Below are 23,424 nucleotides of genomic sequence, written 5' to 3'. Positions count from 1 at the left end.
TCCACCCGTGTGGGACACCCGGGAAGGTTACCGTCCGCGCGCCAGCACCTGGCCGCGGAAGAACTCCGGCCGGATCCTGGCCATCACCAGCATGACCACCACACCGAGCAGGATCACGCCCATGCCGAGGATGAACACCATGCCCACTCCGCCCACGGAGGAGCCGGAACCGTACTCGGGATCCATGGAGTCGTAGGCGGTCTTGAAGAACATGACCAGCAGGATGACGCCGCCCAGGAGCGGTGCGAGGAATTTGAAGAAGAACGCGCGGGTGTTGCTGAAGGCCACGGCCCGGAAGAACCAGACGCAGGCCAGCGCCGTGATGCCGTAGTAGAAACAGATCATCATGCCCAGCGCCGTGATGGTGTCCCAGAGGGCGTTCTCCGAAGTGGTCCGGGTGATGACGTAGAAGGCTGCCGCAGCGATGGCCGCGGCAATCGTGGCGTAGCTCGGCGACTTGAACGCCGGGCTGACCTTGCCGAACTTCGCCGGCAGTGCCTTGTAGTGCCCCATGGCCAGCAGTGTCCGCGCCGGTGAAACGAACGTGGACTGCAGCGATGCCGCCGAGCTGCTGAGAATGGCCAGGGACATCAGGATGGCGAACGGCCCCATCACCGGCCCGGAGAGGACGGCAAAAATGCTGGACTGGTTCTCCGGGTTGCCCGTGCCCAGCCCGGTCTCACCCACGCCGGCAAAAGACAGGGTGGCGAGGGCGGCAGTCATGTAGATGGCCATGATCACCACGACGGTGACCGTTGCTGCGCGCCCGGGAGTCTTTTCGGGGTTCCGGGTCTCCTCGTTCATCGTGAGCGTCACGTCCCACCCCCAGTAGATGAAGATGGAGAGCGATACGCCGGCGGCGAAGGACGAGAACGAGTCCACCGCAAACGGGTTGAACCAGTCCGGCGAGATGGCCGTGGCATCGAAGGCCGAGCCGTTGGCCACGTGCAGGAAGGCCGACGTCGCGAACCAGCCGAGCACCAGCAACTGGAAGCCCACCAGGACGTACTGGACGCCCTTGGTGGTTTCCATGCCCCGGTAGGAGATCCAGCAGGCCAGTGCGATGAACACCAGAGTGGTGGCGATGTTCAGCGGCAGGTTGGCGGTCAGCTCCGCGAGGCCGGGGTTGCCGAGGAGCTGCGACAGCATGAGGTAGAAGAAGTCGACCGCCACCGCCGCGAGGTTGGACAGCACGATGATAGTAGCGGCGATGAGCCCCCAGCCGCCCATCCAGCCGATCCACGGGCCAAAGGCCCGCGTTGCCCAGGTGAAGGAGGTTCCGGCGTCGGGCATTGCGTTGTTGAGTTCGCGGTACCCGAGCGCCACCAGCAGCATGGGGATGAATCCCACCAGGAAGATGGCCGGCAGGTGGACGCCCACCTCGGAGACGGTGGGGCCGAGGGCCGCCGTCAGCGTGTACGCCGGGGCGATGCAGGACACCCCGATCACCACCGCGCCGATCAGCCCCACAGACCCGGCCTTCAGGCCCTTGTCACTCAGTTTCTTGTGCGAGTCCTGGGCGGCCGTGGCCTTAGTAGTACTCATGGGATTGCCTCTCCGAAAAATTCATTCGTCTTTGAATGGAGGTGGGGGCGGCCAGGTCAGCCGACGGCGGCCGGGGCCCCGGTCAGCGCGGCCTCACCGGATTCTTGGGTACGGGCTGCGGTACGGGCCGCTGCGGTTGCGCCGGCTGCGCCCGCTGCTGCGGCGATGCGGGCCGCTGTGGACTGGCCCATGCGTACGGCGCCGTCCACGTGCTGGTAGCCCTCGGCGGCAAGGTCGGAGGAGGACCAGTAGATCGGGCCCACCGGTGCGTGCTGGTCCTTGCCGTAGCGGTGCAGGCCGCCAAGGTCGTAGCTGGACGCGTAGGCGCCGCGGGTCCATTCCTCCGAGCCCCAGTCGGACTCGAAGTACACCTCCGGTTCCAGCGCCTGCTCCCCCAGGAAACCGGCGATTGATTCCAGGACGGCCCGCTTGCGGGCTGCGGCACTCAACTCGAAAACGGCGTCCGCCTTTTCGTCGGAGATGAATCCCACCAGAGTGCCGCGGGTGTCGCCGTGGTTGGTGTTGTCGTACACCTCCTGGACGAGCGATCCGGCGCCGAAACCGGTGCCAGAGAGTCCGGCTTCCCGCCAGAACGGCGTGCTGTACACGGCGTGCACCTTGATCACGAGGCCGAGCGACTGGTGCTGGTGCATCTGGTGCTGGCGGCGCGGCAGTGGAGGGTTGAAGGACACGCGCGAGTAAAGGTTGGGCGGCACGGCCATGATCACGAAGCGTGCGTTCACGGTGGCCCGCTCGGAGACAGCGGTGACGCGGTGGCCGCCGTCCGCGTCTTCCTCCCAGTTAATGGTCCGCACCGGGCTATTGAGGACGACGTCGTCCCCCAGTTCCGCTGCCTGCAGCAGGGAGACCTGCTGCATCCCGCCGACAACCCGCTTGTCCAGGATGAAGTCCTCATCGGTGAGGTGGGTGAAGGACCCGGCCGAGGCGGCCATGAGTACAGCCTGCAGCGCCGAGAAGGCGTGGGCGGGCTTGGTGAGCATGCCGCCGGCGATAAAGAGGCCGATGTTGTTGCAGGCTTCCTCGTCCGGGGAGTGCTGGCGGAGCCAGTGGTGGAAGGAGATGGTGTCCAGCTCGCGCGCCTTCGGGTGCGCCCACGGTTCGGTGGGCCCGATCTCGGCGGCCAGGGCGTCAAGCAGCCCGATGAGCTTGTCCATTTCGGCTCCGGTGGTGGCACTGACCGGGAAGGAATCGCCGGTGTAGCGGACGGGGGTTCCGTCGGTACCGATGTAGACGGACTCGCCGTCGCGGTAGCGGGAATACGTGGTCAGGCCGAGCTGGTCGAGCAGCGCCAGCAGTGCGGTCTGGTCCGGCGAGACCCACTGCCCGCCGATTTCCAGCACGGCGCCGTCAACGGTGTCGGTCCAGGTGCGCCCGCCCACGCGGTCGCGGGCCTCGAGTACTGCGACACTGAGGCCGGCCTTCTTCAGTTCACGGGCTGCTGTGAGCCCGGAAGGGCCCGCACCCACGATCACGACGTCGCGGTCAAAATTCAGCATGATGTCCTCTCTCTGTGGCCGCCCGGGTGATGCGGACCACTAAATGAATGCTATTCATTTACGAGAACTATAGCTGTTCTGCCGGAGTACCGGAAGAGGCTGATGGAATAGTGTTTGAGAGACCGCCCGCAGAAAGGCCAGCCATGCCGGCACCACCCGCCGCCCCAGGACACACCTCCCTGGGAGACCCCGCCGAGCCGGAGGCGAAAACCGAGAACGGACGGCGTCGCGCCGGCCGGCCCGTGGGCGCGGTCCTGGACAAGGCAGGCATCACTGCCGCCGCCCTGCAGCTCATTGAAAAGAAGGGCTACGACGGCCTCACCATGGCCGCGCTGGCCCGCTCCCTGGACGTGGCGCCGTCGGCGCTGTACAACCACGTGAGTTCCAAGGGCGACGTGCTCCTCCTCGTGGAGGACCACCTTGCCGCGCTGGTGGACGTGTCAGCCTTCGGCGCGGAGCCGTGGGAGGTTGCGGTGCGGAAGTGGGCATGGAGCTACCGTGACGTGTTTTCGCAGCACACGCCGCTGATTCCGGTCATTGCCGTTCTGCCCGTCACCGATGCCCCGCAGACATTGGCGATGTACGAGACCGTGAGCGCGGGCTTCCGCGATGCAGATTTCCCGGAGGAACGGATTGTCTCCTCCATCGTCGCGCTGGAGTCGTTCATCTTCGGCTCGGCCTACGACGTCACCGCGCCCGCGGACATCTTCGACGCCGGCAGCATGGCCGAAGCGACACCGAGCTTCACCGGGGCCGTACGCAGCCTGGCGGCGCAGGGCCATGAGCGGCCGGCCGACGTCGCCTTCAGCCTGGGCCTCGAGGCGCTGATCTCGGGGCTGGGTGCGCTGCGGCAGTAACGGGACAGACGTTGGCGCTGAGCCAAGGCAGAACAGCCAGTAAGGCAGACGGCGTCAGACCATCTGCCTTACTTGATGTTCTTCCGGCCTAGTCTTCAGCTACGTTGTCCGGCGGAGCGGCGGCGCGCCGGCGATGCCGCGATGAGCAGGGCAGCTATGGCCACGGCCGCGCTCAGGATGAGGCCGGGGCGGTATTGCTCCAGCATTGCGGCCGCATTTACGCCGGCGCCGCCGGCGGATTCGTCGCCATGACCGCTGACCATCGCCGTGGTGACTGCCAGCACCAGGGCGGCCCCCACCTGCGTACTGGTCTGGATCAGGCCGGCCGCCAGGCCCTGCTCGGAATTCCGGATGCCCGCCGTGGCCTGGACGTTGATGGATGGGAATGCCAGGGCGAAGCCGACGCCCAGCAGCAGGACCGACGGCAGGATATCCGTCACGTAGTTGGGTGTGGTGCCCACGCGCAGGAACAGCACGTAGCCAAGCGCCAGCGACGCCAGTCCGGTCAGGATCAGCCGCGGAGCCCCGAACCTGTCGATGAGCCGGTCCGCGAAGGGTGCGCTGGAGGCCACGAGAAGTCCGGTCGGCAGTAGTGCCAGCGCCATGCCCAGAGGGCTCCAGCCCAGCACGGACTGCAGGTAAAGCGTGAGGATGAACTGGAAACTCAAATACGAGCCGAACAGCCCCACGGCACTGAGGTTGGCCCGGGCCACCCAGCCTTCCTTGAGGATGCTGAACCGGATCAGGGGGTGTTTGACGCGGTTTTCGATCACGGCGAACGCTGCCAGCACCGCTGCGGAGGCCACGAATCCGGCGATAGTTGCCACAGATCCCCAGCCATTCGCGGGCGCCGATACCAGCGTGTAGACCAGTCCCAGCATGCCGGCCGCGAGTGTCACGGCGCCCCAGACGTCGTGCCCGCTGTCCTGCTCTGTGCCTTCGCCCTTGCCTGCGGCACCGTCCCGGGGGATGTACTTCAGGCCAAGAATCACGACGGCGACCGCCACGGGCACCGAGACCAGGAAGGTCCAGCGCCAGCTCATGGCAGTCATGAGGCCTCCGACGACCAGTCCCAGCGAGAAGCCGCTTGCACCAAAGGTGGTGAAGATGGAGACGGCGCGGTTCCGCTCCCGGCCTTCGGCGAAATTGGTGGTGATGATGGAGAAACCGGCAGGAGCCGTGAACGCCGCGGCCAGTCCCTTGACGAAGCGGGTGGCAATCAGCAGGGCAGGGTCATCCACCAGGCCGCCGAGCAGGGAAGCGGCGGCGAAGACACTGAGCGCAATGAGGAAGATGCGACGCCGGCCGAGAAGGTCCGCCATCCGGCCGCCCAGCAGGAGCAGACTTCCGTAGCCGAGCACGTAGGCGGAGACGATCCATTGGAGGGATTCGGTTCCCAGGTGGAGCTCGGTGCCGATCGAGGGCAGTGCCACGCCGACCATAGAGACGTCCAACGCGTCAAGGGCCAGAACGGTGCACAGCACCAGCAGCAGCATCCACTGCGTGCGGGTCCACTGGACTGGTGTGAGCCGTTCTCCGGCGGTTCTTTGGAGGGTGGAAGGTGAAGTCATGACATCAATTTATATGACACGTCATTGAATGACAAGGAATATTATGACGTGGACTTTTAATCCGTCATGAATTAGAATCTCTGCATGGCAACACCGCAGGACCGTCAGCTGGTTGAGCAATGGCGCAGCATCCAGAGCACTTATTTCCGCACCGCAGGGGCGATCGACCGCGCGCTGGAGTCGAGGTTCAGCATCGGCCTGACCGAGTTTGAGATCCTGGACCTTGTGGCCGAAACCGCAGAGGCGGCATGCAGGATGAAGCAGCTCGGTGAGCGCACGCCGATGACCCAAAGTGCGATGTCCAAAGTGGTGGACAGACTCGAAAAAGCCGGACTCATCTCACGCCACTCCTGCGAAGATGACCGGCGCTCCTTGTTTCTGGAACTTACCGACGCCGGCCGTGAACTCCACCAGCAAGCCGCCGTCGAACACCGCGCACTGCTCAAGGAAAACCTGGCCTAAGACCCCAATCCGGCGAGAGGCAGGGGCCGGACCCCGGGGTCCGGCCCCTGCCTCTCGTGTAGTCGGCTAGGAGAAGCGCCCGGGGCGGAAGGTGGCCAGCATCGGATGCCGGTTTCCGGTCAGGATTTCGCCTGCGAGGAGTTCGCCGGCGATGAGACCGAGCGTGGCGCCGGAGTGGGTGAACGCCACGAAGCAGCCCGGTACCTGGCCGAGTTCGCCGAAGACGGGTTCGCCGTCGCCGGGGATCGGCTTGTAGCCGATTTTCCAGGACGCCGGCTTGAGTTCGGGGTTGCCGGCGATGAGCTTGGATGCTTCGTCGGCGAGTTCCTGGACCACGTCTTCGGGGATGCTGAACGAGCCGTCCGGGTGCTCGGTAATGTGTCCTTCGTACCAGTCGTGATCCAGGGCAAAGGTGCTTCCGGGGTTGGGGCGGACGGCGGCCCGGGGGGTGTTCATCACGGCCTTCACGTCGTGGTCCACCGGCTTGGTCACCACCAGCATGGACACCGGGGAACCGTTAGGGATCTCGACGCCGAGCGGAGCGACGACAGCGGGCGTTGCGGCACCGCAGGCCACCAGCACCACATCAGCTTCGTAGGTCACCCCGGCTGCCGTCTCGACGCCGGTGGCGCGGCCGCCGTCGACCGTGACGGACGCCTTGCCGGCGTTGAGCACCAGCTCGCCGCCCCGGGCGTGGAATTCCTCCATCAGGAAATCCACCAGGTCCGGCAGGCTGACCCAGCCCTCGCCGGGATTAAAGATGGCGTTTTCCGGCACCGCACTGGAGTCGATGCCGGGCGTTGTTGCCGCGATCCCTTCCGGGGCCAGCAGCCTGGAGTCATAGCCCACAGACTTCTCGTACGCGTGGCGGGCCTCCGTGACGGCGTGCTGGCCGGCGGCGTTCCACATGAGGCCGCCGCCGAACTGCAGCCACTCACGGTCCGGGTCGGCGGCGAAGAGCGTGCGGTAGCGGTCAACGCCGGCGAGGCGCAGCTGGTGGTAGGGCGTTGACCGCTCCCCGGCGGAATTCAGCCAGGAGAGCGAGCGGCCGGTGGCCTCACTGGCAAGGCCGCGTTCGGTCAGCAGGACCACGGACGCACCTTCCCGGAGCAGATGCACCGCGGTGGAGACTCCGAGGATGCCGCCGCCGATGACGGCGACGCGTTTGGTTGAGGCTGTGGAGGACATGCGTCTCCCTTTCTAATGGTGTTTGGGATGCCTTGGCCGCACGGTTTGCCGTGCTGCAGCTGAGCGGGGTTGGGTGTTGCGCCTACGCGAAGGCGTGAATTTTTTCGATGACTTTGAGGACTTCGAGCGACTCGGCGGGGTCGACGGGCAGCGGCCCCTCGCCTCGGAGGGCTGCGGCGAGCTGCGCGTAGAACCGCGGGTAGGAGCCCTTCTCGGCGGGCACTGGTACGGTGGCCCCATCAACCCCGAGGACCCCCCATGAGTCCTGGGAGTCAGCGCCATAGGCGGGATCCGACGGCGTCATGCCGGCCGCGAGGGCGGGTTCCTGGCTGTCCAGGCCCCACTTGGTGTAGCCGGCCGCGGAGCCCAGGACGTGAAACCGCGGACCCACCCGGGCGGCCATGCCGTTCATCCACAACCTGGACCGGACCCCGGATTCATGAAGCAGGGACACGAACGCTTCCGTGTCGGCGCCATCGGGATGTCCGTGGTTGGCGGTCTCCCCGTAGCTTTCCGCGACGGGCCCGAACAGCTGGATGGCCTGATCAATCAGGTGCGCCCCGAGGTCGTGCAGAATGCCCCCGCCTTCGGTCAGGGCGGCGGTGTCGCGCCAGTTCCCGAAGCCTTCCGGCCGCCACCACTCAAAGCGCGACTCGAAGGTTCGGATTTCGCCCAGGGCACCCTCCCGGATGAGCTTCTGGAGCGTGAGGAAGTCGGCGTCCCACCGGCGGTTCTGGAAGACCGTCAGCTGCACACCGCCGTCGGACGCCCTGGTGATGAGCTCTTCACCGTGAGCAGATGTGGTGACGAACGGCTTGTCCACCACCACCTGAAGGCCGAGGGCGATTGCCGTTCGGGCAAGGTCGAGGTGGGTCGCCGGAGGCGTTCCGAGAATGACGAGGTCAAGGTCCGCGGCCAGGGCGAACAGCGCCTCCGGCGTCGGGACGATCCGGGCCCGCGGATGGAGCCTCGCCGCTTCCGCGGCGCGCTCCGGATCGGCCGTCACGATGACGTCCAGCGAGTAGTCAGGATCCGCCTCGATCAGCGGGGCGTGGAAGACCCTGCCGGAGATCCCGAAACCGACGACGCCGGTCCGAATGGGTGCCGCTGCCGTGTTGCCCATCAGAGCACTTCCGAGAGGAAGCGCTGGAGGCGTTCGCTGCGGGGGTTGTCGAAGATTTCGGCGGGGGTGCCGGATTCGACGACTTCGCCTTCGTCCATGAAGACGACCTGGTCGGCGACTTTGCGGGCGAAGCCCATTTCGTGGGTGACGACGAGCATGGTCATGCCGCGTTTGCCGAGGCCCGCCATGAGGTTCAGCACGCCCTTGACCAGCTCGGGATCCAGTGCGCTGGTGGCTTCGTCGAAGAGCATGACTTCGGGTTCCATGGCCAGGGCCCGGGCGATGGCGACGCGCTGCTGCTGTCCGCCGGAGAGGTCCCGGGGCCGGTGGTCGGCCCGTTCCGCGAGGCCCACTTCGGCGAGGCGGCGGCCGGCGCGTTCCCGTGCCTCGGCCTTGGACATTCCCTTCACGCTCCAGAGCGCCAGGGCCACGTTCTCCAGGGCGGTGTGGTCCGGGAAGAGGTTGAAGTGCTGGAAGACCATGCCGATGCGGGCGCGCAGGATGTCGGGTTTGACCGTCAAGGCGCTTTCACCGGCCAGCAGCACGTCTCCGCTCTTGGGTTCGTGCAGGCGGTTGACGCCGCGAAGCAGCGTGGATTTGCCCGAGCCGGAGGGCCCGATGATGCAGGTGGTGGTTCCGGGGGCCACGGTGAGGCTGACGTTGCGGAGGACCTCGATGTCGCCGTAGGCCATGGTCAGGTTCTGGAGTTCCAGGCTGGAGCCGTGGAAGGTCTCGATGTCTGCGGCGGTGTTCGTGGCGCCGGTGCCGGTGTTGGCGGTGTTGCTTGCGAGGCTCATGTGTTGCTCCCGGTGATCAGCGGCGAGGCCGCGTCGAGTTCTGTGACTTCCTTCAGTCCGCTGCTCGGTGCGGCGGGGCGGCGCCGGCCGGTCCGGAAGCGGTTGTCGAAGTAGTTGACCAGGTGGGTCAGGGGCACCGTGATGACGAGGTAGAAGATCCCTGCCATGACCAGCGGAGAGAGGTTTCCGGAGAGTACGGCGGCGTCCTGGCCGACGCGGAAGAGTTCACGTTCGCTGACCAGCAGGCCCAGGAAGTACACCAGGGAGGAGTCCTTGACGATGGCGATGAACTGGTTCACCAGGGCCGGCAGGACGCGGCGGATGCCCTGCGGGATGACCACCAGGGCCATGGACTTGGCGTAGCTCATGCCCAGCGCGCGGCAGGCTTCGCCCTGGCCCTTGTCCACGCTTTGGATGCCGGCGCGGAAGATTTCACCGATGTAGGCGCTGGCGATCAGGCTCAGCGCGATGATGCCTAGCGGGTACGGCGAGGGCCCGAAGATCGACTGGCTGAGCCGGGCGAAGCCCTGGCCGATCAGCAGGATCGTCAGGATAGCCGGAAGGCCGCGGAAGAGATCGGTGTAGATCCGGGCCGGAACACGCAGCCATTTGGAAGGGGAGATCCCCATGACGGCGACGATCATGCCGAGGGCGACTCCGATGACGGTAGCTGCGATGGAAATGATCAGCGTGTTCAGGAGCCCCACTGCGAGGAGTTGGGGCATGACTTCGGCCATTGCGCCGAAGTCGAAAAAGGTACGGATGATGGTGTTGAGCCAGTCCATGGTTGCTCTCAGACGTAGTTAGCTGGTGTGTCCCGGGCGGACCGCGTACCGCGGTCCGCCCGGTCATTTTGCAGCCGGGCCGGTTGCCCGGCGTGGTTGCCCGGCGTGGATGGCGGGCCGCCTACTTGCTCGGGGTCGGGGTGGCTTTCTGCTCGGCCTTGGGCAGGTACTGTTCGGGCATCGGGGAGCCCGGGAACCACTTCTGGTAGAGCTTCTTCCAGGTGCCGTCCTCCATCGCTGCGGCCAGTCCCTTGTTCAGGGCATCCTTGAAGGCCGTCTTGCCCTTCGCCAGGGCGAACCCGGCCGGGGCGTCGAAGGACGGGATGTCCGCGGCGCTGACCAGGCCGTGCTGCTTCTCGTAGGCCTTGGCGGCCTCGTAGTCCAGGAAGTGGGCGTCCACGGTGCCGCTGTTTACGGCGGCAATCGCGGTGTTGTTATCCGGGAAGCGGACCAGGTTGGCGGAGGTGAAGTTCTTGACCGCGTAGGCTTCCTGGAGCGTTCCCTGGACCACGCCCAGGCGCTTGCCGGACAGGCCGTTGACGTCCTTGATGCCCGAGGTCTTGGTGGTGATGACTGTCAGGTACCCGGCGAGGTAGCCCTCGGAGAAGTCGACGGTTTCCTTGCGCTTGTCCGTGATGCCGATGGCGGCCACGCCGACGTCGAACTGGCCGTTAGCCACGGCCGCAAGCAGACCGGAGAAGTCCTGCCCGGTGAAGACAACATTGTCCACCCCGGCCCGGTGGGCCACGTCCTTGAAGAGCTCAACGTCGAAGCCCGTGAAGTTACCCTGGGCGTCAGCGAACGTGTAGGGCTTCGAGTCCCCCAGGCTGGCCACCCGGATCGTGCCCGGCTGAATCAGGCCATAGGGGTTTTCCTGCGAGCCGGTGGAGGAGGCAGGGGTCGATCCGCCGCAGGCGGAAAGCGCGAGGACCGCTGCCAGGGCTGCCGCGGCCACTGCGGCCGGGCGGAAGTTCAGTTTGATCACAGCGTTGTCCAATCGTTGGAGGGAAAGCGGTGCTGTCAGGGCCGCCAAAGGGTTTCTCGATGAACCTCTTGCTGAGTCCGGTCTCAGTCTCTAGGATTGAGACCGGACTCACATCGATTGATTGAAATGTAGCCCACGCCACAATCGGCGTCAATAGCCCACCGGAAAGGTGAACATGAGCAGTGACGGTTCCAGACGGCGCGACGTAACGGTTGCCGACGTCGCAAAAGCTGCCCAGGTGTCCAAAGCCCAGGCCGCACGGGCACTGGGAAATTACGGTGCGGTGAGCGAGGACGTGCGGGAGCGCGTTTTGGCGGCAGCGGAGGAGCTTTCCTACCGCCCCAACGAGCTCGCCCGCAGCATGAACACGGGCAAATCGAACACGATAGGCGTGGTGGTGGGGGACATCGAGAACCCTCACTTCGGCCTGGCCACCAGGGGGATCACGGACACCGCCAAGAAGAGCGGCTTCAATGTCATCCTGGTCAACACCGATGAGAATACGGCGGCGGAAGTGGAGTCCGTCCGGGTGCTGCTGGACAAGCGCGTGGACGGCCTCATCGTGGCCCCCGCGTCATCGGTGGAAACAGAACATTTACAGCGCGTTCACGATTCCGGACGTCCCCTGGTCCTTCTAGACCGGACGGCCGGCGGTCTCGACGTCGAGACGATCGCCGTGGACATGGCCCGGATCTCGTATGAGTCCACCCTTTACCTCCTCGAAGCAGGGCACCGGCGGATCGCGTTCATCTCCACGCTGAAGGCGGAGGCCCCGTACGGCGAGGGGATCCAGTTGGATTCCTCGCAGATCTCGGACCGCCTGGACGGCATGCGGCGCGCGTTTGCGGAATCCGGGCTGGCATTTGCCGAGGACCTCGTGCGGCTCAACGCCGGCGACGCCGAATCGGTTCGGCGCATCACGCGCGAGGTTCTACTCATGCGGGACCCGGCCACCGCCGTCGTCGCTTCCGACGGACTCATCGCGCTTAGCGTCGTGGAGGCCATCCAGGAACTGGGCCTGTCAGTCCCGGCGGAAGTCTCGTTCCTCATGTACGACGATTTCGCGTGGACGCGCCTGACCACACCACCGCTGACCGTGATCGCGCAGCCGGTGTATGACATGGGCGTAGCCGCCGCGGAAGCCCTGATCCGCCAGATTGAGGGCCGCCCGCCCCTGGCCCCGGCACCGGAGTTCAGCGCGACGCTGGTTCGCCGCGGGTCTGTGGGTGCGGTGCCGGTTGCGGCTGACCCGCCGGGCGAGCCCGTGGCGGTGCAGGCAATGTAGGCGTTCGGTAAGTCGTGGCGGCTGAGTGGGGCCGGGCTGTGTGGGGCCGGGCTGTGTGGGGACGGGCCGTGCGGTGCGGCTCAGCGGTTTAGGCTGCCCCGGTCCACCGGGGCGCCGGGGCGAAGCGCCGGAGTGTCTTCGCGGGGACGCGGAAGCCGCCGGCCGGTTTTGTGCGGTGGTGCCAGGCGGGCAGAAGGCCGGCCTGGGGCGCCGCCGTCGGCGATTCCTGCACTTGCCCCTCAGGCACCGCTCCGGCACGGACCGCGCCGGTGGGCACCGCGCCGGTGGGGCAGAGATCGGTGATCAGCCCCATCCCGGCGCACTCACGCACAGCGGCGATCCCGGCAACCGCCGCTGCCTTGCTGTCGAAGGCTCCGGACACGGCCATCTCAGTTCCGTCCTTTGCCTTGAGGCGGAATCGAAAATGGGTCTCGGCGTCAACAAACACTTCAAACGTGCCAGCCATGATGGGCCTCCCGGTCTTAGGTGTCCTGCCCGCAGCGTTATCATCGCAGTGCGGGCCGGAATGCATCACTGCATTCGTCTGGTCTGGTCCGAACGATCGCGGTTGACCGTTCATCGAGTGGTTTCGAGTCTTCCCCAGAGCCGCAGGGGCTAACAAGACCGGTCCTGTAAACCGTAGGTAAACTCCGTGCGACGCTTGGGGTGACCGGGAGGGTAGGAGTGGGTTGACGGGGCGGTGGGCGCGGCCTGCCCGGCTCATCTGCGTCGCTATGAGGTGGCCCGCTTGACTACGACGTCATCGATGTAGCTCTCCCCCATCTGGCGGGGGTGCTCGGCTCCAAATTGCACTTTGCTCAGGCTGGTGGCCCCGAGACTTACGCTGCGTGACAATACCGATGCGCCGTCAAACCACACCTGGACAGTCGAGGTGCTGCCATTCGCCCTGACCTGCATCTGGACCCGGTGCCACGTGCTCAACGGAACGCTCGATGGCCTCAGCTTCAGGTACGAAAACGTCCCGTTCGGATTCGTGATTCGCAGCCAGAGCTGGCCATTGCTGTTGTTGCGGAATACATCCACGATCCGGGTGCTGCCGGAGAAGAACCGCACGAAGGGCACGTTGTTCCCCGCGAGTCCGGGAGTCTTGATGTTTACCCATGCGTCAGCGTTGGCCCGCTTGGTTCCTGAGGCCAGCGACACGCTCATCCTTGCCACAGATCCGGGATCCGCCGTGGCAATCAGCCTGGCCGAGCACGTTCCGGAGTGGGCCGTCGGGCTGGTAACGGCCGCCGTTCCATTCCCCGACGTGCTGGCAACGAACGGAGAGAGCGTGTTCCGCTCGAAATTCGTAGCGGCCACCACCGTGCCCGTCAGTGTGCTCGTTGGGGTTGCCACGCCGGTGCGGCAGGTCGCCGCCATGGCGGCGTTCGCGGAACCGAAGAGGAGGGTGCTCGACACCAGCAACCCGAGGCTTCCGATCGTACCCAGTTTCCTTAAATTGCTCATGGCATAACCTCACTGTCTTTTCCGGGTCTTGCTTCGCTGCATTCGAAGTCCCGCCGATGCGCGGAGAGCGGGCCTGAATAGCCAGGAACGACGCGCGAACGTTTCAGCGCCTCATTTGGAGGTGTGATCATCGTGCCGGCAGACGGCAACCGAACAGGGGCGGCAGCTTCCGGCCTTAGCCTCAACAAAACGTCTGCAACGGTCATTGTCCTCACACCACACGCGGAGTCGTATCTCTGCCCCACTGCAGCCTTCCCGGCTATTCGCCCGGAAGCAGACCATTGAGCCCGTTTGTGCCCTGGAGCAATCTTGGTAGCACTCCCCGCGCTAATGCTTGACCCACGAACTTGGAAAAACCTTGGAGTTTCTTGAAGGGCACTTGGGTGCCTGCTGCAAGCGTTGGGTTGAGCCGCAGGATCGCTGCGGGCCTGCCCGGGGCGCGCAGCTATCAGCGTGGTTTGGGTATTTCACCGTTCCCGACCTCATCGATCCAGTCGACCGCCTCGTCTGAGAAGTAGAAGCCCGAGGGGCCGCTCTCACCAACCCACCAGGCACCGGAAGAGACCACTCCGCCAGCCTTCGTAATCTCGAGGACTACCTCCGCCGGCACCGCGTCGCCATTGTTCTCAATCAGCCATTCCCGCGTGGAAGGCTTCAGCTTCGGCCACCATTGCTCCATACTCATGGCCGAAGTCTGCCACTTCGGCCACGGTTAGCCGAGCCCATTGCCCTCGTACTCCCGAGAAGCAGAGCCTTTGATAGGCGTAGGCTATCTATGCTTCGGCGCAACGCGCTCGATCCCTTGGGACCGGCATTTTGACCGCGCCGGAAGCCGACAGGCCGCAGCGGCGAAGGAGCAGACGTGGACACCCGGAAGCTGAAGTATTTTCTGGCCGTAGTTGACCATGACGGGTTCAACCGGGCCGCCGAGCACCTGCTGATCGCGCAGCCCTCACTCTCCCAGACAATTGCCGGGCTGGAGAAGGAACTGGGCGTACCGCTCTTCCACCGCATCGGCCGGAGGGCTGTCCTGAGCGAGGCCGGCAAGGAGCTCGTGGGACCCGCCCGGCTCGTGATGCGGGACCTCGATGCCGCCCAGTCAGCGGTCCAGGCACTCCGGGGTGTGCGCAGCGGCAGGCTCGACATCACCACCATGCCCTCCCCCGGGATCGAGCCGCTGACGTCGATGATCGCCGGCTTCACCCAGCAGCACCCCTCGGTGCGGCTCAACGTCAGCGCCGCCTTCACGCCCGAGGAAGTCATCGAGTCCGTCCGCACCGGCAGCACGGAGATTGGCCTGGCAGGATCACCCACGCCGATCCGGGTGCCGGGCGTCCAGGTTCTGGAGCTGGAGCGCCAGCCGCTGATCCTCATCGTCAATCCCCACGCAGACACCTTCAGCCCGGGGACGGCCATCCAACGGGAAGACCTGGGCGGCCACCGGCTGATCGCCAGTCAGCGGGGATCGCTGATGCGCTGGCTCGTCGACGACGCGTTGGCGCATGGCGTCAAGACCGAAATCGTCGTCGAGGTCGCGCACAGAACCTCGATTCTGCCTCTGGTGCTGGCCGGCGTCGGGCACGCCGTCATGCCGTCCTCGTGGGCGCCGCTGGCGCACAGGTCAGGGCTGCGGACTTTGCTTATTGAACCGGTGTCCCACCTGGATGTGGCCATTCTGAGCCGGAAGGAAGACCTGACTCCGGCGGCGCGGGCGTTCCTGAAGGTCGCGGAACTGCATGTGGCTTCCCCGATCTGACCGGGGGCGCCGCAGGTCGATCAATAGGCTGAACCTATTTGCCGTATCGAATCTTGGTCTTGGACGCCCCATGGGCACAGGCCTTCTACTTGAAGAGGAAGGGCAGTGTGACGCTGCTAACAGACTCAATGAGGAAGTAGGCACATGAGCGCCACCCAGAAATTCAGCATCGCTTCAATCCCCGCAGACGGTGTCGGCAAGGAAGTCGTCTCCGCAGGCCGCCGCGTCCTGGACGCCCTGGCAGAAAACTCCGGCGGAAAGTTCGCCTTCGAGTGGACCGAGTTCCCTTGGGGTTGCGGCTACTACGAAAAGAGCGGCCAGATGATGGACCCCAAGGGACTTGAGACCCTGAAGGACTTCGATGCCATCTACTTCGGCGCCGTCGGCTGGGAAAACGTCCCAGACCACATCAGCCTCTGGGGCCTGCGCCTGAACATCACCCAAAACTTTGACCAGTGGGCCAACATCCGCCCGGTGAAGTTCCTCCCCGGCATCGAGTCGCCGCTGCGCAAGGCCGACAACACCGAACTCGACTGGATCGTTGTCCGCGAAAACAGCGAAGGCGAGTACGCCGGCCTCGGCGGGCGCAACCTCAGCGGCCGCGGCCCCGGCAACGAGGTCGCACTGCAGACCGCACTGTTCACCGAAAAGGGCTGTGAGCGCATCATGCGCTTCGCCTTCGATCTCGCCAGGACCCGCACGGTGAAGAAGGTTTCCTCCGTGACCAAGTCCAACGCCCAGCAGTACGGCATGGTCCTCTGGGACGAAACCTTCCAGCGCGTGGCTCTGGACTACCCGGATGTCCAGACCGAAAGCGTCCTCGTTGACGCGATGAGCGCCAAGTTCATCCTCAAGCCTGAGGACCTCTCCGTCGTCGTCGCCTCGAACCTGAACGCTGACATCCTCTCGGACCTGGGGTCGGCCCTTGCCGGAAGCCTCGGCCTGGCAGCCAGCGCGAATCTGAACCCGGAGCGCCGTTTCCCGTCCATGTTTGAACCGGTCCACGGCTCCGCGCCGGACATCGCCGGCAAGGGCATCAGCAACCCGATCGGCGCGATCGCCAGCGCCGCCCTGATGCTTGACCACTTCGGCCTGCACGAAGAAGCCCGCCTGGTCGAGGCCGCCATCGAGCAGACCACCGCCGCCGGGTACCTAACCCGCGACGTCGGCGGCGAAGCCAACACCGACGACGTCACCGACGCCATCATCAAGGCCCTCAGTCACACCCTGGCCGCCGTCTAAACCAGACCGCCTTCTGAAGCGGCCGACGGCGGCCGGCCCGCCGCCGTCGGGCGCTTGCGCGGAAGTCCCTCCCCAACACTCGAAAGCTCGTGTCGGGGCCCTCGGGACGCCGCTTACCCTTCAAGCTTCACTCCAGCGACTTTCCACAACGAGGTAGGAATCATGGATCACATCACCACCGCCGGGCCGGCAACGCCGGCCCCCAAGACACGTTGGTACAAGCAGCTGTACTTCTGGGTACTGACCGCCATTCTCATAGGCATCCTGGTCGGCTGGCTCGCACCGACCGTGGGCATTGCCATGGAACCGATCGGCACCACCTTCGTCAACTCAATGAAGATGCTCATCGGCCCGATTGTGTTCCTGACCATCGTTGGCGGAATCGCCAGTGTTGCGGACCTGAAAAAGGTCGGCATGACGGGGCTGAAGGCCCTGACCTACTTCCAGATCGGCACGATCTTTGCCATGATCTTCGGTCTGGTCGCCATCAACGTCTTCCGCCTCGGTGACGGCGTCAACGCCGATGCCGGCTCCATCAAGACCTCCGACTCCGCAGCCAAGCTCATCGACGCCGGCCAGCACCAGGAATGGTGGCAGTTCCTCACCCACATCATTCCCAACAGCATCGTTGGGCCCTTCGTTGAGGGCGACATCCTTCAGATCATCTTCATCGCCGTCGTCTTCGGCATCGCCCTGAACGCCATGGGCAAGGTCGGTGCGCCCGTTCTGGACGGCGTGCAGCGCCTGACAGGTGTCATGTTCAAGATCCTGAGCTTCATCATGAAGGCCGCCCCCATCGGCGCCTTCGGTGCCATGGCCTTCGCCGTCGGCAAGTACGGCGTCTCCTCCCTCACCAGCATGGGCGGACTGATCGCCCTCTTCTACGCAACCTCGATCCTGTTCGTCGTCGTGGTCCTCGGATCTGTCATGGCCTTCCTGAAGCTGAACATCTTCACGATGATCCGGCACCTCAAAGAGGAATACATGCTCATCCTGGGCACCTCGACCGCCGAACCGGCCCTGCCCGGCCTGATGCGCAAGCTCGAGCACGCAGGCGTGAAGAAGGAAACCGTCGGCCTCGTCGTTCCCACGGGCTACAGCTTCAACCTCGACGGTGCCGCGATCTACCTGTCTTTGGCCGCCCTGTACATTGCCCAGGCCACCAACACGGACCTGACCATCGGCCAGCAACTGGGCCTGCTGGCCGTCATGCTGCTCACCTCCAAGGGCGCAGCAGGCGTTGCAGGCGGCGGCTTCATTGCCCTGACCGCCACCCTGACCACCATCGGCACCATCCCTGCCGCCGGCATCATGCTCATCTTCGGCATCGACAAGTTCATGTCCGAATGCCGGGCGCTGGTGAACTTCACCGGCAACGCCGTCGCCACCCTGTTCATCGCCTGGTGGGACCGCACGCTGGATGCCGACCGCGTCCGCCGCGTTTTCGCCGGTGAAACCGTTGAGCCCATGCCGGCGGAGGACCCTATCCACCTCGACGAGGTCACCGACATCGACGATGACCTCACCGAATACGGTCACCACGCGCCCAAGGAAACCGGTGCCAAGCACGCAGGAGTCCCTGACGACGCCCCTCCATCCGCCGACGTCCGCCGTCACGCCTACTCGGAAACCGTCTGACATGCATCGCGCAACCGCCCCGAAACCCGTGCGGACCCTCAAAGACATCGGAACAAGCCTCCTGTAGCCCACCTGCTGCAGGAACAGATTCGTCCGCCCGGGGGTAGCCCGGGCGGACGTTTTCGTTCGCACCCAACTCTCAGAGGTATCGGCCAACACCCGCCTAATCCGCAGGGCATTCTCTATTCAGGCCGTCTGGACTACCTTTTTCCTATAGTTCCGGGGCGGTTGCACCATCGGTGGCCGATCTGACCGGTGGCGAACCGTCGATCGTCGATAGAAGGTCTACTCGGAAGGGGCGGCAAACGTTATGAACTCAAAAACCAAAATGCTCGGCGGCGTCATTGTCCTACTGCTGATTGTCGCCGGCGGAGCATTCTTGCTCGTGAACAACTTGCAACATCAGGCCAGTGACTACAATCCACAGATCAAGCCGGCGGATTTCACTGCGAAAATTACCAACAAGTATTTCGCCCTTCCCGTAGGCAAGAAAATGACCTATGAGGGTACGGCCCAAGGGGGAGCCACAGAGCGAGTCGAGATTGAGATCCTCACTGAACGAAAGATCATTGAGGGCGTCGAGACGGCCATCTATCTGGACAAGGAGTATAAAAACGGACAGCTGGTCGAGGAAACCAGAGATTACCTGGCGCAACACAAAAATGGAGACGTCTGGTACTTTGGCGAGGACGTGAACAACTTTCTAAATGGAGTATTGCTCAGTCATTCGGGCAGCTTCATTCATGGGCAAGACGGTGCACGAGCTGGCATTTGGATGAAGGCCGAGCAGCGGGTGAACGACTCCTACAGGCAGGAATATTACGTAGGAAAGGCCGAAGATATGCGGGACACCGTCGCAACGGGCCTGACCGTGGCAACGAAGCTTGGCACATACTCCGACTGCGTCAAGGTCTACGACTGGACGCCGCTTGAGAAAAAGTCGAGAGAGCACAAGTACTACTGCCCCAAGGTCAGTTCGCTGGTTCTTACTGAGGACTTGGAAACTGGCAGTCGATCAGAACTTACAAACATTGTCGTGCCATAGACATTTTCACTTATGGAAAGACGTCCCCGCGCACTGTTCCACAGCAGACCTTCCCCTGCTCCTTGCCAATATTCGTTGTTTCACGACCATTGACTCCCCTCGAGTATTTCAAGGAGTTTTGCCGGCGCCCCACGCGCCGGCAGCCGTTCCCGCAGGGCGTTCTGTGGTTCTTAGTGGATGTGGCTGCCGCCGTTGATGTCAATGGTGGTGCCCGTGAGATATGCCGAGTCCTCCGAGGAGAGGAAGGTGATGACGGCGGCGATCTCCTCGGTGGTGGCGTTGCGGCCCAGCGGGATACCTGCGTTGATGGCGGCTTCCTGTTCCTCGGTGCTCCCCACCCGGATGTTCGTGTCCACGGCGCCGGGGGTGATGGCGTTGACAGTCACGCCGGTGGCGCCTATTTCGCGGGCCAAGGCCTTGGTGAAGCCCAGGATGGCAGCCTTCGCTGCGGAGTAGGGGACCTTGCCGAACACGCCGCCGCCGCGCTGGGCGGAGACGGAGGACATGTTGACGATCCTGCCCCAGCCGTTGGCGACCATATCCGGCAGGAACGCCTTGGTGACCAGGTAGGTGCCCGTGGAGTTCACGGCCATGACCTTGTTCCACAGTTCCAGCGTGGTCTCCAGGAACGGAACCGGCGAGGTGATGCCGGCGATGTTGGCGAGGGCGCCGACGGCGGGAAGGTTGCCGGCGCTGATCTCCGCGGCCACCGCCTTGTAGGCGGCGTTGACGGAAACCTCGTTGGCGACGTCAATCTCATGGCCGAAAGCGGCGACGTTGAACTCGTTGCCGATTTCTGCTGCGACCTTGGCGGACTTTTCGCCGTCGAGGTCCAGGATCACCACAGCCCAGCCCTGGCTGGCGTAGCGGCGTGCGGTGGTGATGCCGATGCCCCGGTCCGAGGTTGCCCCGGTGAGGACGGCGGTGCGCTGGATGGTGGTGGTCATGATGCTCCTTGGGTTTGCTTGGTGTGTCGGTTGAGTGGAATCGAGTGCTCCGTAAACGCCGTTTTGAGGGCTGATAAGGGCAGTTACGGAGCAATCGACGGTCAGATGAGGTCGGTGATGTAGCTGGCTGCTTTGGCTGCGGCGGCCGGGCGCTCGTCGTGGGTGACGTCCCGGGTTTCCAGTTCCAGTGAAAAGTGGCCGGTGTAGCCGTGGGACGCCAGTGAACCCAGTCCGGCGGAGAAGTCTGCCTGCCCGTTGCCGATGCTGAGGTTGATGTTGCCCGGGACGGCGTCCCTGAGATGCACGTGCGCGATCCGGCCGGCATGGTGTTCGACGTATTCCAGCGGGTCCTCGCCGGCGGCGACGATGTGGCTGAAATCCATGACGATCCCCACGCCGGAACCTGCCAGCCGCGCGGCCAGCTGTTCCGCGCGCTCCAGGTTCCAGCAGAACCTCAGGAAGTGCAGGGATTCGGTCCAGAGTTCGACGCCGAACTCCGCCGCGCGCTGCCCCGCGTGGATCAGTTGGGCGGTTATTTCGTCCAGGTCCTCGTCGACACTCCGGACCGGCTCGTGGCTCGGGGCCCCGCAGGGAAGGACCAGTGCCTTGGCGCCGGTGTCCGCGGTGAGGGTGAGCAGCGCATCAAGGTGCCGGTCCCGCGCCGCCTGCCGGCCGCCGTCGAGCACTGCATTGAGATCCCCGATGTCACCGTTAACCGAGCGGACCCGCAAACCGGAGGCTGCCACCTCCGTGGTGACGGCCGTGACGGCGTCCGCATCAAGTTCGTAGGGGACATGGTCGCAGACGCCGGGCAGGGCGCCGAGGTCGATTTCGTCAAACCCCAAGCCGCTGATGGTCCGGAGTGCCGTGCCCAGGTCCTGGTGACGGAAGCTGATGGACGAGCAGCCGAGTCGGGAGTTAAACATCTTCGTTGATCCTCTCTGCCTGAGTGAAGTGATGAGCACCACACTACGTACTCGACTGTTAACAGTCAACCTCTAACGTTGCCAGTTGACAAGGCCGCATGATGCAGATCACACTGGAGTCCGAAGTATCCGTTGTTAACAGTCGACCGTCACTCCGCCGCCGCGGCGCCCGCTCTTCGAAAGGATTCACCCAATGAGCAACGAAGCTCTGAAAATGCGTGGTCACGTCCACGGAACCAAGGACGCCAGAAGGGTCGCCATCGGCTCCGGCGTCGGCGCAGTCATCGAAACCTATGACTTCATCGGTTTCGGCACCGCCGCGGCCCTGTACTTTGGAACGGCCTTCTTCCCCACCGGCGATCCGGTCACCGGCACCCTTGCCGCTTTCGCCACTCTTGGCGTCGGCTTTGCCGCCCGCCCGATTGGCGGCATCATCGGCGGCCACCTCGGGGACAAGCTGGGCCGCAAGCCGGTCCTCGTGGCTTCGCTGATTCTTATGGGTATTGCGACCTTCATGATCGGCCTGCTTCCGACCTACAGCCAGGTAGGACTGTTGGCGCCTGCCCTTCTGGTCTTTGTCCGCGTTGTCCAGGGCCTGGCCTTCGGCGCTGAGTGGGGCGGCGCCATCCTGATGAGCTACGAACACGCACCCTGGAAGGCCAAGGGCAAGTACACCGGAATCGTCCAGGCCGGCTTCCCCGTCGGCCTCCTGCTCGCAAACCTTGTGTTTCTGGTCAGCGTCCAGCTCGGCGGCGAACTCACCTGGCGCATTCCCTTCCTCGCCAGCATCGTCCTCGTCATCGTCGGCCTGATCATCCGCTCAAAGGTCCCCGAGTCCCCCGTCTTTGACGAGGTCAAGGACAGCGGCGACATCGTGAAGTCCCCCATCGTCGAGGTCATCAAGACCGATTGGCGCAACATCGTCAAGGGCATCGGCCTCCGCATCGCCGAGACCGCCGGCTACGCGGTCTCCATCACCTACATGATTTCCTACCTCAACAGCCAGCACCTGGCCGACAAGACGCAGACTCTCGTCGCCCTTTGCATCGCTTCCGCGATCGGCATCTTTGCCACCCAGGTCTGGGCGCGGCTGACCGACAGGATCGGCCGGCGGCCCGTGTACATCTGGTCCTGCGCCTTCGCCGCGCTGTTCGCCATCCCTATGTTCCTGCTCGTCAACACCGGGCTGTTCATCTTCATCATCGCGACGATCGTCATCTCCTACGCCGTGTGCCAGAACTCCCTCGCCGGAGCCCAGGGCGCCTGGTTCCCCGAGCTCTTCCAGGCCAAAACCCGCGCCTCCGGTGCATCGCTTGCCTACCAGATCTCCGCCATGGTCTCCGGCTTCACGCCGTTCATCACCACGCTGCTCTTCGTCAGCTTCGGCTGGATAGGCCCGGCGTTGCTCTTCGGCCTCTACGCCGCCATCGGCCTCTGGGCAGCCATTGCCACCCGCGAGACCTGGGGCAAGCGGGAGCGCCGGCTTGCCGACGAGGCCACGAAAAGCACCCCCGCTCACGTGAGCGCATAGGACACACGCGACACACGCCGAATTGGACGCCACCGACGGCATCCCTCAGAACGCATCCACCACTTTCGAAAGGCAGAACTGTGGTTCTCACGCAGGAAACACCATCCCCGAGCAAGTCACCCGAAGGAAGCGGAGAACGCCTCGGGCGGGTAGCCGCCGCGGCCTACAGGATCCGGCACCACGCCCTCAACATGGGCGAGGTGCAGGGCCAAGGCTACGTGGGCCAGGCACTCGGCGCGGCGGACATGCTGGCCGCGGTGTACGCGGACCAGCTCCGCTTCCGCGCCGACGATCCTCACTGGGTCGAGCGGGACAGGTTCCTGCTCTCCACCGGGCACTACGCCATCGGCCACTACGCGGCGCTGGCTGAGGCCGGCGTTGTCCCCGTCCAGGAGCTCGAAACCTACGGATCCGATGATTCACGGCTTCCCATGTCAGGCATGTCCACCTACACGCCCGGCATGGAAATCTCCGGCGGCTCCCTCGGCCACGGCCTCACCATCGCCGTCGGCATGGCCCTGGGCCTGCGCCACCAGGGCTCCACGGCCAGGGTCTACAACTTCCTCTCCGACGGCGAACTGGACGAGGGCTCCACGTGGGAAGCTGCCATGGGCGCACACCACCACCAGTTGGGCAACCTCACCGCCATGGTCGACATCAACGCCCTGCAGGCCGACGGCAAGACGGACACGGTGCTGCGCACCGAACCCGTGACGGAAAAGTGGGAAGCCTTCGGCTGGTACACCCAGCGCGT

At 64.7% G+C, this 23,424-nt stretch carries 22 protein-coding genes; 9 read left to right on the top strand and 13 right to left on the bottom strand.

Going from position 1 to position 23,424, the window contains the following annotated elements; translation table 11 throughout:
- Nucleotides 1-27: 27 nt before the first annotated feature.
- Both AC1DDG_RS20685 and AC1DDG_RS20680 read right to left on the bottom strand, forming a co-directional pair.
- Nucleotides 28-1,545: an APC family permease gene (locus AC1DDG_RS20685; protein WP_476877556.1), complete on the bottom strand. Its 1,518-nt coding sequence runs from the start codon at nt 1,543-1,545 to the stop codon at nt 28-30.
- A gap of 56 nt (nt 1,546-1,601) precedes the next feature.
- The gene (locus AC1DDG_RS20680; protein WP_476877555.1) at nt 1,602-3,062 is read right to left on the bottom strand and encodes a flavin monoamine oxidase family protein; all 1,461 of its coding nucleotides are present in this window, start codon (nt 3,060-3,062) and stop codon (nt 1,602-1,604) included.
- Between the two features lie 143 nt (nt 3,063-3,205).
- Between AC1DDG_RS20680 and AC1DDG_RS20675 the strand changes: the two genes are divergently transcribed.
- Nucleotides 3,206-3,919, top strand: coding sequence for a TetR/AcrR family transcriptional regulator (locus tag AC1DDG_RS20675; RefSeq protein ID WP_476877554.1), 714 nt, complete (start codon nt 3,206-3,208; stop codon nt 3,917-3,919).
- A gap of 95 nt (nt 3,920-4,014) precedes the next feature.
- Here the strand turns inward: AC1DDG_RS20675 and AC1DDG_RS20670 are convergent, their stop codons facing one another.
- Nucleotides 4,015-5,490, bottom strand: coding sequence for an MFS transporter (locus AC1DDG_RS20670; RefSeq protein ID WP_476877553.1), 1,476 nt, complete (start codon nt 5,488-5,490; stop codon nt 4,015-4,017).
- An 84-nt stretch (nt 5,491-5,574) separates the two neighbouring features.
- On the opposite strand from AC1DDG_RS20670, the gene AC1DDG_RS20665 reads away from it, so the two are divergent.
- Nucleotides 5,575-5,952: a MarR family winged helix-turn-helix transcriptional regulator gene (locus AC1DDG_RS20665; protein WP_230118213.1), complete on the top strand. Its 378-nt coding sequence runs from the start codon at nt 5,575-5,577 to the stop codon at nt 5,950-5,952.
- Between the two features lie 66 nt (nt 5,953-6,018).
- On the opposite strand, the gene AC1DDG_RS20660 is transcribed toward AC1DDG_RS20665, so the two are convergent.
- From AC1DDG_RS20660 to AC1DDG_RS20640, 5 genes are all read right to left on the bottom strand, one after another.
- Entirely contained in the window at nt 6,019-7,140 is a 1,122-nt protein-coding gene (locus tag AC1DDG_RS20660; RefSeq protein WP_476877552.1) for an NAD(P)/FAD-dependent oxidoreductase, read from the bottom strand.
- Between the two features lie 82 nt (nt 7,141-7,222).
- Nucleotides 7,223-8,263, bottom strand: a complete 1,041-nt coding sequence (locus tag AC1DDG_RS20655; RefSeq protein WP_476877551.1) for a Gfo/Idh/MocA family protein — start codon at nt 8,261-8,263, stop codon at nt 7,223-7,225.
- Nucleotides 8,263-9,060, bottom strand: coding sequence for an amino acid ABC transporter ATP-binding protein (locus AC1DDG_RS20650; protein WP_476877550.1), 798 nt, complete (start codon nt 9,058-9,060; stop codon nt 8,263-8,265). Before AC1DDG_RS20650 ends, AC1DDG_RS20655 begins: the two co-directional genes overlap by 1 nt.
- Complete coding sequence (locus tag AC1DDG_RS20645; protein ID WP_476877549.1) at nt 9,057-9,845, bottom strand: amino acid ABC transporter permease; 789 nt, start codon at nt 9,843-9,845, stop codon at nt 9,057-9,059. Before AC1DDG_RS20645 ends, AC1DDG_RS20650 begins: the two co-directional genes overlap by 4 nt.
- 121 nt (nt 9,846-9,966) lie before the next feature.
- Nucleotides 9,967-10,830: an ABC transporter substrate-binding protein gene (locus tag AC1DDG_RS20640; RefSeq protein ID WP_476877548.1), complete on the bottom strand. Its 864-nt coding sequence runs from the start codon at nt 10,828-10,830 to the stop codon at nt 9,967-9,969.
- A gap of 175 nt (nt 10,831-11,005) precedes the next feature.
- Between AC1DDG_RS20640 and AC1DDG_RS20635 the strand changes: the two genes are divergently transcribed.
- Nucleotides 11,006-12,115: a LacI family DNA-binding transcriptional regulator gene (locus tag AC1DDG_RS20635; protein ID WP_476877547.1), complete on the top strand. Its 1,110-nt coding sequence runs from the start codon at nt 11,006-11,008 to the stop codon at nt 12,113-12,115.
- An 88-nt stretch (nt 12,116-12,203) separates the two neighbouring features.
- Here AC1DDG_RS20635 and AC1DDG_RS20630 read toward each other — a convergent pair whose 3' ends face one another.
- From AC1DDG_RS20630 to AC1DDG_RS20620, 3 genes are all read right to left on the bottom strand, one after another.
- On the bottom strand, nt 12,204-12,581 hold the full coding sequence (locus tag AC1DDG_RS20630) for a YegP family protein (RefSeq protein ID WP_476877546.1): 378 nt from the start codon (nt 12,579-12,581) through the stop codon (nt 12,204-12,206).
- 266 nt (nt 12,582-12,847) lie between these two features.
- On the bottom strand, nt 12,848-13,585 hold the full coding sequence (locus tag AC1DDG_RS20625; protein WP_476877545.1) for a polysaccharide lyase family protein: 738 nt from the start codon (nt 13,583-13,585) through the stop codon (nt 12,848-12,850).
- A 448-nt stretch (nt 13,586-14,033) separates the two neighbouring features.
- Complete coding sequence (locus AC1DDG_RS20620; RefSeq protein ID WP_230118221.1) at nt 14,034-14,270, bottom strand: hypothetical protein; 237 nt, start codon at nt 14,268-14,270, stop codon at nt 14,034-14,036.
- Nucleotides 14,271-14,447: 177 nt separating this feature from the next.
- Here AC1DDG_RS20620 and AC1DDG_RS20615 point away from each other — a divergent pair, with 177 nt between their 5' ends.
- The 4 genes from AC1DDG_RS20615 (at nt 14,448) to AC1DDG_RS20600 (ending at nt 19,266) form a co-directional block, all read left to right on the top strand.
- Nucleotides 14,448-15,341, top strand: a complete 894-nt coding sequence (locus tag AC1DDG_RS20615; RefSeq protein ID WP_476877544.1) for a LysR family transcriptional regulator — start codon at nt 14,448-14,450, stop codon at nt 15,339-15,341.
- Between the two features lie 144 nt (nt 15,342-15,485).
- The gene (locus AC1DDG_RS20610) at nt 15,486-16,583 is read left to right on the top strand and encodes a tartrate dehydrogenase (RefSeq protein ID WP_476877543.1); all 1,098 of its coding nucleotides are present in this window, start codon (nt 15,486-15,488) and stop codon (nt 16,581-16,583) included.
- A 162-nt stretch (nt 16,584-16,745) separates the two neighbouring features.
- Nucleotides 16,746-18,221: a C4-dicarboxylate transporter DctA gene (gene dctA, locus AC1DDG_RS20605; protein ID WP_476877542.1), complete on the top strand. Its 1,476-nt coding sequence runs from the start codon at nt 16,746-16,748 to the stop codon at nt 18,219-18,221.
- Between the two features lie 310 nt (nt 18,222-18,531).
- A complete protein-coding gene (locus tag AC1DDG_RS20600) occupies nt 18,532-19,266 on the top strand; it encodes a hypothetical protein (protein WP_476877541.1) in 735 nt (244 codons plus the stop codon).
- Between the two features lie 170 nt (nt 19,267-19,436).
- On the opposite strand, the gene AC1DDG_RS20595 is transcribed toward AC1DDG_RS20600, so the two are convergent.
- Nucleotides 19,437-20,213 carry an SDR family NAD(P)-dependent oxidoreductase gene (locus AC1DDG_RS20595; protein WP_476877540.1) on the bottom strand — a complete coding sequence of 259 codons (777 nt, stop codon included), beginning with the start codon at nt 20,211-20,213 and terminating at the stop codon, nt 19,437-19,439.
- Between the two features lie 101 nt (nt 20,214-20,314).
- The gene (locus AC1DDG_RS20590; RefSeq protein ID WP_476877539.1) at nt 20,315-21,139 is read right to left on the bottom strand and encodes a sugar phosphate isomerase/epimerase family protein; all 825 of its coding nucleotides are present in this window, start codon (nt 21,137-21,139) and stop codon (nt 20,315-20,317) included.
- A gap of 193 nt (nt 21,140-21,332) precedes the next feature.
- Between AC1DDG_RS20590 and AC1DDG_RS20585 the strand changes: the two genes are divergently transcribed.
- Complete coding sequence (locus tag AC1DDG_RS20585) at nt 21,333-22,670, top strand: MFS transporter (RefSeq protein ID WP_476877538.1); 1,338 nt, start codon at nt 21,333-21,335, stop codon at nt 22,668-22,670.
- A gap of 80 nt (nt 22,671-22,750) precedes the next feature.
- Nucleotides 22,751-23,424: transketolase (locus AC1DDG_RS20580; RefSeq protein ID WP_476877537.1), on the top strand; the 674-nt coding region annotated here is incomplete at its 3' end.

It is taken from the genome of Arthrobacter sp. 10L430, from assembly GCF_056395245.1.
This window is presented reverse-complemented; position numbering and strand designations above follow the sequence as displayed.